Below are 15,444 nucleotides of genomic sequence, written 5' to 3' on the forward strand. Positions count from 1 at the left end.
CGCCTTGCCTACCATCCTGCCGTTGTCTCCGGCCTGCTGGCAATCAGTGTGCCGGAATGGCCCGAATATACCAGTCGTCAAACCAAGCCGTTCCGTTCGTACCCGTGTCGCTCATCAAATACAATTGAATATGCTGCGCTGCCGGACTCGGCTCCACTACACCGCTGTAAAACGCCCACTCCTCCGAGCAAGGTACTGACGACCATACATAACGGATCGATGACGCCCCGTTGGCGTAGCTCTCCCGGATTCCCACAGCTACACTCCCCTGATCGGATTCGTTTTTTACCCAGCCGCTCCATACATAACGGAAACCGTCTTCGACCGGAATAAGCGCCGAGTTGATCACGTTCCAGTTGTTTCCGGGATCGGGCTGCAGAGCGGCGGCATATAAACCGGAGCGGGAATCCTCCGACCATATTCCCTGCCGAAGCGTCCAGTCCGCCGGTCCGTTGCCCTGCAGGTTGGCCGCCTCGAATCCGGGATTCGGCAGCAAATTGTGATTGACCTCCAGGAGCAGCGGCAGTGACCGAATGAACGTCTCGCCGCTGCTTAAGCGGATCTGCGCCGTGTATACCTGATCGGTCACACCGGGCGGGACGTGCACGTCAAAGGGGAGATTCAGCACCTCATGTCCGGCAATCTCGACCTGTTGCGGCAAGGTAATCGTCCATTCGGGCGGGAGATGTGCCTCCAGAGAAAGGGGCAGGAAATCTGCCACCCGATTTTCCAGGCGCAAGGTGCTCGAATAACTCTTGCCCGCCTGCATGGTCAGAGCGGATGGCGACAATTGGCCGTCCACCATGTCGACGAGCGGATAAACAGCGCTTCGCTGCATGACAACCCGCGTTCCCGGGCGATCGGCGTATACGAACGAAACAGCGGCGTTCAATCGGTAATCCGCTGCTAGCGGCGTATGCGTCAGCGTAAACGGCAACACTGCGGAAGCCTGCTGATTGGCTCCGATGGAAGGCAGAGCTTGCTCCAGCGGCATCAAACCGAACGATTCCGGGAACGCAATCGACACCTCCATTTGCTGAAGCGCTTGCATTCCGTTATTGGCAACAGACGCATACACCGCGTTCACCACGGACTGGCCGATGATGCGCTCTTCGTTCAACTCCATCATAAATGCAGCAGAAGCACCGGCTATCGTTCCCAGCTCCAGACGCAATTGTTCGAGCCTTTCCTGAATAGTCCCCGCAGCTCCGGAAGCGTGCACGCCGAGCCAATCGAGGAGCTCGTCCACTTCGTCCAGACCATCCAACGCCGCGGTCTTAACCGCATCCAACGTTGTCGGCGATGCCGCAAGCTCGTCCAGCAGTTCCTGAAGCGTTTCATCCAGACGGTCGATTGCATCCTGCCAATCCAAATCATTCGACCACGAAGACAGGCTCGCCAGCTCGCTGCGCGCCCGGCCGGCCATAGTCGTGAAAGGCGTCACCCGGTAAAGCAGCGCCTGCAGCGGTTCCAGGGTGACGGTTAAGGAATCTCCGGTATTCACCGTTTCCTTATAGGTGTCCCCATACAGCAAGACCGCTTCATAACCGCTCCCCGCAAGCGGGATCGTCGCTTCACCGCTGGTGCTGCCCGTGTTGACCACAGCCGCATAATATTCCCCGCCGTCTTGCCAGAGACGCCACTGCATATCCGCAGCCTGGCCGGAATCTGCGACTTCCATGGACGTTACGATCTCGCCGATTCGTTCAATCTCTTGCCGTATGCCGACAAGTCCCGGCCATAGTGCCGAATTCCGGAGCACAAATCCGTTTTCGTTGAATGAATAATATCCCATTCCTTGCGCGCCGCTCGCCAGGCTCTGATAAATCATATTCCGGACCTGCTCGATCGTGGTCAAAACCGGCCAGTTCGGCGGATTGTACATCGCCTGCATCACGTTCATCACCGGCTGGTGCTCTCCTGCCAATTGTTTGGCCAACGCTACGCGTTCCCCTACGATGGAAATCGGGTTTCGGGGAATCGGGTACACGTCTGTCGCAAATATATCGGTCAATTTCTCGGTAAACGAGTATGAACCGGGGAGCGCTTCGACCATGTAGACGGGGTGAACCGGGTCGAGCGTCCGCACAAGCCGGTAAGCTTCCACCAGTTCTTCTTTTGTCTTATGGTTTAGCGCAGGCTCATCCATCACCATCCAGGCGAACAGAGCAGGATGATTCCGGAATTCCGTGACGAATGTCTCGATCAGCTCCATGTTTTCCTGCACCTTCATCTGGTAATAGAGCGGAACCGCCAGTCTGATTCCGTTTTGAAGGGCAGCATCCAGCATCGCTTGCAATTGCTCCCTGTTATTGGTTCCATTGCCCTGCACGACATTAACTCCCGCTTCACCTACATACGGATAGTCCCGCAGCGCGACATGATAGGCCATGACGGGAAAAAACGGCTCGTTGTCCACCAGCAGCGTACCGTCTTCCCTCAACATAGACGGTCGGTCAAAGCGAAAAATGCGCTCCGTCTCCCGCGCTACTTCCTGCTGGCCGTCATCCAGCAGCCGGACAACAACGCGATACGGTTGCTGCTTGACGAGAAGACCGGGATTGAAGGTCATCGTCAGCGGTTGATCGGTATAGGTCGCGTCCGACACCGCAACAGGCGTTCCCCCGGCTTCCGGCGTTATGTTCGCTTCTACCCGATATCTGGCCGGGTCTCCCTGATGCAGGTAAAAGTCGGCCTTCACCGTGCCGGAGGCCATCCCGGTATAGTAAAAAATGCTATCCGTTTCCAAATCAATTCTACTACGTTCCCGTTCTAATGTGAACGAGATTTCATCCACATCCAGAGTCCCCGTGCCGTACAAACGGGCATATACGACCACCCATGCCGCCTCTTCCGGCGCGGTAAACCCGTACTCATGGTATTCCCAGTCGCCCGTCAGCTCGCTTGGAGCGGTAATAAAGGTCTGATCGAAATTCAAATTATTCGCAGACGTGACGGCATTGCCCTTGTAAAATTCCAGCTTGAATCCTGCTCCGGTTCCTTGAACACCGGCGCCTCTCATCCATGCAGCCAGCTTGTACTCCGTTTTTTCTTCAATCTGGACGACTTGTCTCACCCAAGGATTGCGGTTGCCAACCGCTGTAGTTATCCGAAGCCCGGCCGTGCCGGAGTATGCTCCTGCTGCGGAAACCGACAGCTCCGGATTGGTCCAGCCCTCGAACGCGCTCCATCCGGCCGGGATCGTTCCCTGCTGTTCAAAATCGCCGTTAATAAGCAAGTTCTCACCCCCTCCCTCAGCTGCCGCCGGTGCCGGCGAGACTATCCATATCCATAATGCAAGGGAGCATACAAACCACAATAGGAAAACCCGTCTTTCCCTCCAGATGCCCATAACCCGCAAGCCATCCTTCATGCCTTTCCCTCCCAACTTTTAGAAAACGCATTCATTTTTGCGAAGCGGCTTTCCCGTTTCCCTCCCTCCTCACGGCTAAATACTCCCGGGCCACTTCATCGTAGCACAAGCGCATTTTTGCCTACGATCGGCATTTCAGACAAATCCATGTCGTTTTCGGCCAATACGTTCCCACCCAAGATAAGAGAATATCGCCAATATATAGTTTGAGGAACAAGATCAGGAATTCCATGCCTGAAAAAAGGATTTGACGGAACCAAAAGAAAAGCCCCTACATTATGTAGAGGCCTTCATCTAATCTTCCACCCATACCCGACGTGTATGACACCAAATATAAAGACTAGTCATATAGGGGTTAAAAGCAATTTATATACATATGTACAAAATCCAAGTTTTGTGAATAAGTATTCGCGCGAACCCTTTGATTTAAACGCGAATCAATGTTTTACGCCGAGTTATCCATCTGTATTAGTATTATTTGCATTATAAAAAAATTCATATTTAGGTGTATTTGCATAGAAATTCAAATGCTCCGCAAACGCATCGATGCCGTGACGCTCGAACGCTGCTTGAATGTCCTGGGCGATGACGCCAATGTGCCAGCGGAAGCGTTCACCATCATCGTCAGCTCTTGCACGATATTGCGGTTCACCTGCAGCAGCCGGTCGGACGTCGCCTCGGCGATCTTCGCGCTCAATATGTTTTCGAATTCGTTATAGGCGTACGCGCCAATGCCGATAATCGGCAGCAGCACGAAGCACAGCGAAGCCGCTATTAATTTGGTCCGCAGGCTGATGAAGCGCATGTGGCAACCTCGCTTTCTTCGGTAAGGCATCTGTGCTCATAGTATACCACTTTGCGCAACAATGCTTGTTCGAGGGCGCGTCCGCCAAGCGCGATGCCCCCTATCCATTCGCCAAAATCTGGATGCGTGCGGCATATCCCCACAGTCGAACGCCTCGCTGCCCCGATAAGTGCGAGCGGCCTGAACGGTCCAACGCGGGGTGGACAAATGATTACATAAAATTTATTATGTGAACAAAAGGCAAGGGGCTGTCCCAAGAGGGTACCGACTAATAGGCCAATCCCAAATGCAGCACCAAAAAGCCTTCGAAACCACTCTCAAAGTGGGCTTGAAGGCTTCTTTGCTCTGTACAATCATGTCTTATGTGGGGATCAATAAATTACGAAATGACTTTTCCCTCGACCGATCCAGCTAGTTTCTGTCGATAATTTGCAATTTACCAGCAACGGCTACCGCAGGATGAGTGTATTCCATCATGACTTGCGCTACCCGGCCTTCATCTGCATCTCCGGCATGGATATACGCTCTGTATCGCAGCTCTGCAACTCCGCCGCGGGCCGCTGAGCTCACAGGATAAGGTCTGCCCAATCCGGTGAAAGTTCCGTACTCGTTCGCGAAGGGCTCCTTCGGATAGTCCGGATTATCCGGATGGTCGAATAAGGCCAGACCATTCCAACCCCGTTCGACAGGACCTGAGAAATCCGCCCAGCCCTCTCCCTTGGCGATTCGACCTGGATTCTGCAGCGGAATGCCCATCGGGTGCTCTGGCGTACGATTACTCAGATCGCGAACCCTCATGCTGGGAGCTACTCGTGCCGAGAACGTCATCGTACGCGGTCCCTTGTCATCCGGCTCTTCCAATCTAACCTGCCAGTCTATGTACTGCGTATTTGCATCCGGCCTATAAATGCGGACCGACCTATGCTCCCGTGCGAACGGATAGCCATCCGGCTTCCGATAAATGAGCCTCTCGCGAAATTCGGCAAATACCCGGCCATAGCGAATCAGTTCGAATGTCTCATGCTCCATACGGCCCGTCATTCCCCTTCTCGGCTGGACAAGCCCCGATTCCGACCACATATTCGTTCCTTCCGCTTCCATCGTCCCGTAAGCCATCCAGATCCCGTGATGGAAAGGATGACCCTCGTTGTCGAACACCTCTCCCCTCGTAACAATTCCATCCGGCCCATGGACTGGATGGAAGAAAGGTTTCCATACTTCTCGGTATTTGTACCTGCATAACTCGGTCTCATTGATCGTTGCGACCAGTTCAGTACCGAAATCCGTAAGAATAACGAGATCTTTCGAGTTCAACTTGCCTTCACGCGGTTGCTCCGTATCGAATCTAATCTCGTAAAGCCGCACATCCCCGGCCTCTGATTTTCCCTCCATCAACCAAGTAATTCCGCCCGGAGACAGCTGGGATCGGACTGAATTTCCAGTTCGCATGTCCGTAACGGTCACTGAAGCAGGATTCAGCTTCCCATTGTACCCTGCGTGCCAGATGAGATTGTCGCAATCAACCTGCAGCGATACGATCCCATTCACCCGTTCAATCGGACCGATATATACCTCAACTGGCAGCACAAAAGTCTTGCTCAAGTCAAACCCTCCTTTGCCGATAGATGATCAAGTTTTGCGTTCCCCCTACCCTTTCAAGGAGCCGGGCAGCAAGCCTTTCGTGAAAAGCGCCAGGTGAACGGTTACACAGGCAAGATCGGGAACATCCCGCAGAAAATGACTGCCGCTTGCCCGCCCCCATTGCTCGACTTCGAATCCAGTACGAGCTGATACAGTATGACTTGAATCAGATGCAGGCGCTTACCTGCAAGTAAAGGAGCGGCCTCAGATATGCGCTCCAGATGTTAACGGCGTAAAATATTAATGATATAAAATATTAATGGCATAAACACTAAGATCCGTAGCCATAATCGGAAGCGACAACGGCAGACCCGCTTACGATTTCCGCATGACCCACAGCTCGTGGATGAAGGGGGCGCTGCCCGCTTCTTCGTTCGCCCAGACGATCTCCATTCTTCCTTCCGGAATCATGTCGGGAGGAACGGTAAATTCATCCAGCAGTCCGCGATCGTTCACCCCGGTATCGTCTGCGTACTTGCCGTTGATCCGCATCCGCACCTTGCCGCTCCAAAGCCCCATCACCTTCACTGTATAGGAAGCGCGGCAGTCCAAATGATCGTAGACGACCTTCACCGGCGCCGAGTAGTACGAGGATAGGCTCGAGACCCACGCCAGCGGCGGATGGGTCAGCCCCGGCAATATTTTATGCAGCGTTTCCCGGCATAGGCGGGTATACGTATCGCTTCCGGTCAGCTCCGAATGCGCTTCGACAATCAGAGCCGGATTGTGCCTGACGATCGCCGTTTCCAAATAACCGGGATCGTCTTCCCAGGCATGGGCGATGTCCACCCTCGCCAGCGATGAGTGGGCACCGAAATGATCGTAAAATCCGCCGATTCCCGGATTCGTGCGGTCGACGATCCTCTGCAGGGCGGCAAGCCGCTCCTCCTCCTCCGGCATTTGCCGGATCAAATGAAAGGCATCGAGCAGAAATGCCATATCGTTCAGCGGGGTATCGATGCAGTCCATAAAGGCGCCCCGGAGGACTCCGATGGCCTTATGCTTCCCGACGGTCAACTGAGCGCCGATATGCTCGAACAGCCGGTCGGCCAGCTCGTCGCATTTCCGTTTGTATCCGATGCCTACGGGCTCGCACTCCTTTTGGCGAAGCGCCTCCTCTGCCGCCGCCATCGACCGCATCGTTCCCCATTCGCCCGCCCTTGTCAAAAGATCCATAGCCTGCCGCTCAAGCTCGGTTTCATGAATCCATCTTCGTTGAATGTAAGCATCGTAATAAGCCCGTAACAGCCCCTGCTCGAACCGGTAATTGCCGCGCACCTTGTCGTCCGCCGCCGCCTCCATCTCCATCCAGTGCTTGAGCGTCAGCGGGATTTGCCGGTTCAGCCCGATCGGGCCGCGCAAATTACGTTCCAGTGCCAGTAACCCATAGGCAACGCCATCCTCGAAAGCGGGACCGATAAACAACCGGGCGTATTCTTTCAACGTCTGCACGACCGGGGTGTCCGGCGACCAGTCCTGATCGCTCCAAATAAATTTGTTGACGTCGTCGTTGATGCCCTCCGAATAGCTGAGCGAACCGACAATCCCGCCGTTCTTGTTAAAGTTGTGAATATGCTTTTGCTCTTCCGGTCTTGGGTTGATGCATTCCCTTCCGAGGGTGATGGCGAACGCCGTATCCCAATTATGCACCGGATACTGGCAGCTGAGATTGTGCGTAATGTCGGGGTAGCTGCGAATCGCCAGGCTTTGCGGAACGAGCTTGCGCAGCTCGGGCAGCGAATGTTTCTCCCAGGGGCCAAAAACAACGCCCGCCAGCCATACCGGTTCCTTCCGCACATTCGCGAAGAACGTGTCCAGCCACTCGTCCGTCGGATTGAACGCCTGCGGGGATACCCACATCTTGGCTTGCGGATGGTATTTCCGCAGCACCTCCGCTTCCATCGCCATAAAATCGAATAAGTCTTGAGCGCCCAGCGCACCCGGATCTCCGCCCGGCACAAAAATATGATCCAGCCGCTTCATCGAGCGGAAAATTTCGTCCCGCTCCGCGAGCTGCTTCCGCAAATATTCCGGTTTCATGAACGCCTCGTCGTTCCCCGAGGCGGGATACCAGTTATCCTCGGCGCCCATATTCGGGTACCAGACCCACACATCAAGGTCCATCGAATCGCATACCTCGGACACATGCTGCATCATAAACAGCGGATCGTACTTCATCAGCGGCCCCGTTCGTTCGTCATCGGTAATCGGCGGCATAATCTCGATGCTGTTCGCGCCGAACAGCGCCAGCTCGCGGATGTACTGGGCATAAATCTCCGGTGTCCAGGCGTCGTAGGCGTTCGTCTTCGGCCGGTAGCCGAGCTGGTGCCCGCGCAAAGGGAAGTGCGGCGTTTCGCTTAATCGGACGGAGACGGGAGCCTCGATTTTCGATTCGCTCAAATAGAGCAGACGCAGCAGCTTGCCGACGCCGTACAGTACACCCCGGTCGTCGGCGCCTTCCACTACAATCGTCAACTTCGGCCCGTCGTCCGTATAAATTCGGAAGCCTTCCCGCCCGGGGACGGGCAGACCGTCCGCGGCGCGGTTTTCCGATCCGCCGTCCCGGCCAGCATACCGGACGACGATCAGCGGCGACGTATCGTCTGGCCGGGCGCTATCCGCCATAATCCGTATTCCCGTTCTTTTTTCAATCTCTTCGATCAAAATCCGGACGGCCAGCGCACCCCGTTCCTGCATGGGGACGGGCGCGAAAATTTTTGCCTGCGACATATCTGCGACTTCGACTCCGTTGCATATCCGATCACTCATGGTCCACTCCCCCTCCTGATCTCGATGCGCTTCCGCGCCCGAGCATTTCACGCGACGTTTATGATTTCCATCTTCCTTTTGCGACCACTCTTATAGATTTTACATTCCCTGCACCGAGGGAAGAAGATGACCAGGGATGATAAGTCCAAGTGGTGGTACTGCATTGAAGCTCTGAACAACCGCCAATAACGGTTAGGTCATTCCTAGAGAAGGTAGCAGTTACTACTGGATTTCCCGAAGCAAAGGCCATAGGAAAAGTCCAAGTCAGAGCAGACGACGTACCAAAGACCGAACCACGAGCAGTTGTCATGGCAGTGGACGATATGTCTATCTGATGTTCACAAATCAAAGTCCCGTCAGGGAACATCGTATATCGGCCGTTGCTTCCAGTACCCGTGCTAATCTCGGGATGAACGAACGTCCCGCCGATCGGCGTGGAGGTTGTATATCCGCTGTAGTCGCAGTCCTGCATCAGCGAGGAATTTGCTCCAGTCGGATGTGAAGCGAATGCATAGCGCATCGTCTTGACGGTCTGGAAGTCGTAAGCATGGCAGCGGACGAATTTGATTCGAGCCGTGTCCGTATGGATTACCTTGAAGGCGTCGGCATCAATCACCGTTTGTCCAGTATAGCCGCAGTTGATGTTATAACAATCGATGAAGAGATTGTCAGAAGTACGAATGTCGGCAGGCAGCGCGGGGTTGGCATTCGCAACAAAAGCGGCCCCGCAATTCATCGCGACGCATTCGGAGACGACACAATACTGCGCCGAATTGGCGAGCTTTACCGTCCACGTGTACACCTCTCGCAGAAGCGCTTTCTCCACCCTGATATAGCGGTTACCCGCGCCCCCAGTGATATCGACGCCTTGATCGCACTTGTAGACATAGGGGTTGCGGATTGTGAGCGCAGTAGAGGCGCCGACCGGGATCGCTCGGGTAAAGCGGGAGGTAGGGACACCAGTTTGAATACCGGTGAGACGTTCGACGCGAGCGTCATCAATAATTAAGTCGCTGCACTGGTAAACATAAATGCCCTGTATCTGATCATCAGTTGCTGTCGTAGCAGATCGAGACCAATAGGCATCGCGGGCATAGGGGCGAATGACGCGAGACGTGCTGTCCAATCCGATCAAGCCGATCAGTGAACCACTATCGCTGCCATAGACCTCGATGTCCTGAAGGAAATGGCCTGTGCCGCCATTGATACGAATACCATAGGCGTTATCGAGAGCGCCGTTATTACCGAGAGAGCCATCCAGCAACCCTCCATTCGTGCCGTCGCCGTTGCGATTCACCTTCACGCGGACAAGACGGACGCTATTTACCCCGCTAGCTTCCAGCGTAATGACATCTAGAGAAGCGCCTGGTGCCAGCTGCTTGAACTCGGCGTCTTCGAGATCGGCGCCTGTCGGAAGACTGATTTTTCCGGTTACCGCGTAGACGCGCTTCGCCCCAGACAGAGGGACACCAGCAGCAAGGGCCGCGTTGACCGCTGTTGTATCGTCAGTCTCCCCGTCCCCTACGGCACCGTATGCCTCTAGAGGAGTCCTCCAAGCGCAACAGTTCTCGGTATCGCTTGCCGAGGGAGCATCGGGCGGCCCATACACGCTCTTCGCAACCGCGTCAGTCACCCCAAGTCCCAAGAATCCGGTCGTGGCCGCCGCAGCCCCGGTAACCCCTACTGCCACCAGCAGCTGTCTTCTCGAAAGCAAACCATCCTTATGTTCCGATTCCATCTTTACCCCTCCTGTATGAGATTCGTTTTCACTTCCCTCGCATGACCGCAATCGTTTTGTTGGTACGTTCAGCAGCTTCGCTTCGTGTAAACTTGTTCACATCCTGACGGGCGCTATAAGCTCCGAGGGCCACTGCCGGTTTTTGATCCGCTACTGCTCGATATAGCGTCTTCATCGCCGGGTCAGCGAATTAGTCGGGCAGCCCGATCTCGCAAACGCCCACGCCGCTTCATGTTTGGGGATTCCAGGAGGCAGCGGATACTGCGGTCTGCGGTCTGCGGTCTGTAACCGCTTACCGCTTACGAATGGAATGGAGCGTGCTGCCCGCATCTGGAGGTATTCCGGATCTACCTGCAGGATGCCCGTGGCATCGGCCTTCCCTTTTGGACTACAGCCTAATTATATAATGGGAGCTTCGCCCTGTATTTATCGGATGTCGTACTTCCACAGCTTATTTTTGCCCGCATTCTAGTCGGTTTCGCCCTCTCCATTTACACAAAAGTGAACTCGCCCCATCCGAACGGCAGCGCTTCCATCTACAAAGGACATTGGGTAAAGTGGAGAGACAACGACATCCCAACCCAATTCTCCTGCCAAAAGGGGGGCTCATCATGCACATCCGAGAATACGACGTGTTCGTGACAGCGAAAACGGCAGCGAACATCAATCCGGCCGCCGGCATCAGCGTTGGGGAGCGGCCCAATTTCCATTACAACGGCGCCGGCGTCGGAGGCGGGATTCACCCCTATCACGAAGTGTTCTATATCCATTCGGGCGAAGTGCTCGTCCAGTGGATCGGGCACACCTATCACGTGCACGCCCCGGCTCTCTTCCTGCTGACTCCGAACTCCCCGCATCTGTTCACCCGCCTGTCTACGCAGCTGCACTTCTGGTTTGTGGAGCTGGAGGAGGAGGAAACGGACTTCGTGCCGGGCCTGGAGACCATTACGCGTTGGAACCACATGCAGAGCGACCCGACGCAGGAGTTATCTCGGTGGCCGCTGATCGTCCAGACCGTGCAGGGGTTGACGACCATGATCCAGACCGCGCTTACGCAAAAGAGGCCCCCCGTCTTCGAGCGGCTGCTGGTCTGCGATATTCAGAAACTGCTGCTGCTCATCGAGCATGGCATCCGCTCCGAGCACCCAGCTGGGATGCTCCCCGCGAATGGAGCCAGACAGGCCGGGCACGGAGACCCAGCGGCCAAATCCGTCCAGTACGATGCCATCTATGACCTGATCCGGTACATGGAGGGGTTCTACCAGACCGATATTACGCTCGCCCTGCTGGCAGAGCGGTCGGGGCTGACCGCCTCCTACATTATCCGGCTGTTCAAGGAACGGATCGGCGTCACCCCGATCCAGTATTTGCTCGAGCTGCGGATGCACTCCGCGACCTCCTACCTGCAGCTGACCGATATGTCCGTTCAGGATATCGCCGAAGCGTCTGGGTTCCCGAGCATCCATTATTTCAGCCGCATGTTCAAGCAGCGCTTCGGCGTCAGTCCGTCGGACTGGAAAAGAAAGATCCGCACTGCGTCCACTTAACGCTTGATAATGACGAGCGTGTCGGAATCCATTCCGCCCCATCGAGCGGTCCGATCATTTTGGGATGAGTACGGGTGCATGGAAGCGATGTCGGCGACCAGCTATCCGAAGCATTGACGGATGGAGCGGTCGGCCCAACCACTAGTGCTCTGCCGGCTCTCCCGTTGATTCCGGGTCCGGGGACATTTATAATAACGTCATGAACATACTTCGGTTTTGCGGATTTGATTATGCGGACTTGATTAGCTGGGGGTCTTAGAGTTGTCAGTGAGTATAAAAGACGTTGCCAGAGTGGCTGGTGTATCGACTGCCTCGGTCTCGCGAGTGCTGACCGGCAGCCCGGGCGTCGGGGAAAAAACGGCGAAGCGGATCCGGAGCGTCATGGAGGAGCTCGGCTACAAGCCGAATCTCGGCGCCCGCGGCTTAGTGAAGCGGCAGACTGGGAATATCGCGATAGTCTTCTCGCGGGGTAGCTCTTTCATCCTGGGCAATCCCTTCTTCTCCCGGGTGCTGGAGGGCATCGCCAAAGTGCTGGATCAGCTCGAATACAACTCGCTGCTCTCGTTCACGTCCCAGCAGCAGCAGCGGCTGCTCGAGACCCAGGCGGTCGATGGCATCATCCTGTTCGCCCCCCGCTCTGGAGAGCTGAGCTTGGACTGGCTGAAGATGACCTCCCTCCCGCTCGTCGTAATCGGCAGCTATGCGGACGAATCCCCGTTACCTTGCGTCCGTCCAGACGATGAGGGCGGGATCTCTCTGGCGGTCCGTGCCCTGTACGACCTCGGTCATCGCGACATCGGGCTCGTCAACGGGCCCGCCAGCTCGATGAAGAGCCAGAAGTGCCGGTTGGGCTACACCCGCACGATGCGCGAGCTGGGGTTGCCCTACCGGCCGGAGCGAATCTACGAGGTGAGCGAATTCGACGCCGCGAAGGCCGCAGACGCCATGGCGAGGCCGCTCGGCGCAGAGCGCGAGGTGACCGGACTCGTCTGCGCAGCCGACTATATGGCGATGGGCGTCGTCAAGGCCGCGGCCGCGAACGGATTGGCCGTCCCCCGGGACTTGTCCGTCGTCGGGTTCGGGGATGTGCCGTTCGCCGAGTTCTTCATCCCCTCGCTGTCCACCGTCCACACCGACCTGCTTGGCATCGGACGTCAAGCGACATCGATTTTGATCGATATGATCCGGGGCAAGCAGATTCGCAAGAAGGAACGGGTTTTCCCGATGGAATACGTGGCCCGCATGACGACCGCACCGCCAGCCTCCAGGAGTCTGTCCGACGGAGTCATGTAACGGGGATATGCGACGACGAACAGCATCGATTATTTGCGTCAACAACGGTTCATCAGACAGACTCCTAGAACGGAATAGAGGCTGGTTTTTTGGGCTGATCAGGATCAACGCACGACGACAGGGGTGCTGGCCGTAAGCCCGCGCGAATCGCGAACGTTAATAAAGTAAGCTTTGGCGTCCAGCGGAAGGCGAATATGTACGCGGCGCCCCGCCCGATCGAGCGTACAATCGACGGTTATCCATTCGCATTGCTGCCAGTTGTCGCAGTTCCGTGTGAAGAGCAGTTCGGCCAGAACCGGTTCATTTCCAACGGCGGAATCGTAGACGACATAAACGGTCCCGTCATGCTCGACAGGGTCGCCGAGACGCAGCAGACGGATGCCGCCCCGAACGATACTGTCCGCGAACGCGTAAATTTCGTCCGGCTTCCAGCCGAGCGGATGAGAATGTCCGAGCTGAGGGTATATGCACAAGCCGGATTGTTCGATCCCATTCTTGGCATGACGATACGATTTGCTGAAAATGTTCATCCCGAAATGAGGATCGTAGAGCCAGTTCACCCACAGCGTCGGCATCGTCACTCGGGAGAAATAGGCGGAAGGCTCGGTTTGCCGTTTGACGGATTCGGCGCTTGCTTCTCCCATCTCGACGAAGCGCTCTCCCCATTGGTTGTGGGCTTCGTACAGAAAGCCGCATCCATAGACGGGAACGGCGAACGCGAACCGGCTGTCGAGTCCGGCGACAAGACTTGTTACAATGCCGCCCCATGAAATTCCGGTGATTCCGATCCGGTCCTGGTCTACAGCCGGTATGGTGCGCATAAATGAATGGGCCAAAATACAAGCAGCCGCGGCGTGGTACATCCACTGCTCCCCAACGGGCTCATCGCAATCCAAGAAAATGCCCTCGCGAGCAGGGCCCGGCATCGTGTGGCGGATCCGTTTCATCCCGCCCTCCGATTGATCGGGAACGTTTCCTTCGAGATCCATGGCAATAGCGGCGTATCCCCGCTTCATCCATAACTGTACCCACTCTTCGAAGGCGGTACCCCCGCCTCCGTGTACGAGAACGACGGCCGGCAGCCTCTCGCCCTCAGCCGCCTCCGGTACCCCGTAATAGGCGAAAATGCGCGTTTCTTTTCCTTTGTAGGGCAATCCTTCGTAGAACATCGAACGGATGCCGTTTGCGGCTGTAACATCAGACAAATATATGCGCGGGGAACGATGTAGCTGCTTGAAGTTCCACGGCGACACGAACGGTCTGTCCATCTTCATCTTCATCTTCATCTTCCTTCCTATGACAATAAGGCTCATCTCTTACTGTATCCTCATTTAACGGTTGCGGAAGGTTCATTTGCTTGCCGGATCAGTTCCATCAACCCACTGAACGATTCCCGTGTACATTGTTCACGCGTCATTCCGGGGGCATTCCAGTGTGTTTCCAGACAAATCACACCGTCGTATCCGTTCTCCGCAAGCGCCTTGAATTGCCCGACGTAATCGATGCCGCCGCGACCCATGCACTCCCAACGCGTTTTACCGGTCTCGGCGTCTACAATTGTGGCGTCTTTGACGTGAACATGAAAGGTCAAATCCTTGACCTCTGAGTATCCGTCCAGGAATGAAGTCTCTCCAGATACATAAGCGTTGGCCACGTCCCAGATCGCTCCGAACGCCGGAGAATCGACCGCTCGAATGATGCGGGCCATGTTGTAGCCGGTGTTCCCCCACACGGAATTCACATTTTCCAGAACAAGCTTGATTCCTTCCTGCTCCGCAAGCCCGCTTGCCATCCGGATGCCTTCCATTACTTTCCCGAAGGTTTCGTCGTCGATTTCTCCTCCATGGGGAGGAGAAAATTGCACGGGCCTTTTGAATGAAAACGTGCGAACCATCGGCGCGCATAGCATGTGTGCAATCTCCATCGTGCAGCGCAGCATTTCCAGATGCTTCCGGAATTCGGGGTGGTCCGCAACCTTCCCTGTTGGGATATCGTCAAGGGAAAGACCTTTGATGAACGGAGTAGAGAGTACCGTCGGTTTGATTTCGTATGAATCGAGCAGTTTCCTCATCTCACGAACTTCTTCCTTCGAATGCTCGAAGATGTTCTTCCCCCCTACGGTGTTGAGATCCGCGTACGAAGCCCCCAAGTCCTTCATCACTTTCAGCGCTGCCTCCAGATTCACCCGGTCGATCTCATCGGTGACGATCCCGAACTTCCGCAAAGCCGTTTCCTTCCCACCCGCGGCTTTCGCCACATCCTTCCTATTATTGATCAA

9 protein-coding genes are annotated in these 15,444 nt (G+C 55.6%); 2 read left to right on the forward strand and 7 right to left on the reverse strand.

The annotated features are described in order from the left end of the window. Nucleotides 1–43: 43 nt before the first annotated feature. The 5 genes from PV433_RS03995 to PV433_RS04015 all read right to left on the reverse strand — a co-directional run bounded on the left by PV433_RS03995 (nt 44) and on the right by PV433_RS04015 (nt 10,326). Nucleotides 44–3,238: a carbohydrate binding domain-containing protein gene (locus PV433_RS03995; RefSeq protein ID WP_332070908.1), complete on the reverse strand. Its 3,195-nt coding sequence runs from the start codon at nt 3,236–3,238 to the stop codon at nt 44–46. Between the two features lie 590 nt (nt 3,239–3,828). Then, nucleotides 3,829–4,083, reverse strand: coding sequence for a tail fiber domain-containing protein (locus tag PV433_RS04000; protein ID WP_442951473.1), 255 nt, complete (start codon nt 4,081–4,083; stop codon nt 3,829–3,831). 506 nt (nt 4,084–4,589) lie between these two features. Beyond that, nucleotides 4,590–5,780 carry a DUF6807 family protein gene (locus PV433_RS04005; RefSeq protein ID WP_332070911.1) on the reverse strand — a complete coding sequence of 397 codons (1,191 nt, stop codon included), beginning with the start codon at nt 5,778–5,780 and terminating at the stop codon, nt 4,590–4,592. A gap of 354 nt (nt 5,781–6,134) precedes the next feature. Further along, nucleotides 6,135–8,588 carry a hypothetical protein gene (locus PV433_RS04010; RefSeq protein WP_332070912.1) on the reverse strand — a complete coding sequence of 818 codons (2,454 nt, stop codon included), beginning with the start codon at nt 8,586–8,588 and terminating at the stop codon, nt 6,135–6,137. Nucleotides 8,589–8,646: 58 nt separating this feature from the next. After that, nucleotides 8,647–10,326 (reverse strand): hypothetical protein, encoded by a 1,680-nt coding sequence (locus PV433_RS04015; RefSeq protein ID WP_332070913.1) that lies wholly within the window; start codon nt 10,324–10,326, stop codon nt 8,647–8,649. 611 nt (nt 10,327–10,937) lie between these two features. On the opposite strand from PV433_RS04015, the gene PV433_RS04020 reads away from it, so the two are divergent. Together PV433_RS04020 and PV433_RS04025 are read left to right on the forward strand one after the other, a co-directional pair. Then, the gene (locus PV433_RS04020) at nt 10,938–11,873 is read left to right on the forward strand and encodes a helix-turn-helix transcriptional regulator (RefSeq protein WP_332070914.1); all 936 of its coding nucleotides are present in this window, start codon (nt 10,938–10,940) and stop codon (nt 11,871–11,873) included. A 267-nt stretch (nt 11,874–12,140) separates the two neighbouring features. Next, nucleotides 12,141–13,166: a LacI family DNA-binding transcriptional regulator gene (locus PV433_RS04025; RefSeq protein WP_332070934.1), complete on the forward strand. Its 1,026-nt coding sequence runs from the start codon at nt 12,141–12,143 to the stop codon at nt 13,164–13,166. 104 nt (nt 13,167–13,270) lie between these two features. Here the strand turns inward: PV433_RS04025 and PV433_RS04030 are convergent, their stop codons facing one another. Continuing rightward, nucleotides 13,271–14,446, reverse strand: a complete 1,176-nt coding sequence (locus PV433_RS04030; RefSeq protein ID WP_332070916.1) for an alpha/beta hydrolase family protein — start codon at nt 14,444–14,446, stop codon at nt 13,271–13,273. Between the two features lie 47 nt (nt 14,447–14,493). Further along, nucleotides 14,494–15,444: a sugar phosphate isomerase/epimerase family protein gene (locus tag PV433_RS04035; protein ID WP_332070917.1), complete on the reverse strand. Its 951-nt coding sequence runs from the start codon at nt 15,442–15,444 to the stop codon at nt 14,494–14,496.

The sequence above is a fragment of the Paenibacillus sp. GYB004 genome, from assembly GCF_036577605.1.
GTDB classification, from domain to species: Bacteria; Bacillota; Bacilli; order Paenibacillales; family NBRC-103111; genus Paenibacillus_AB; species Paenibacillus_AB oceani.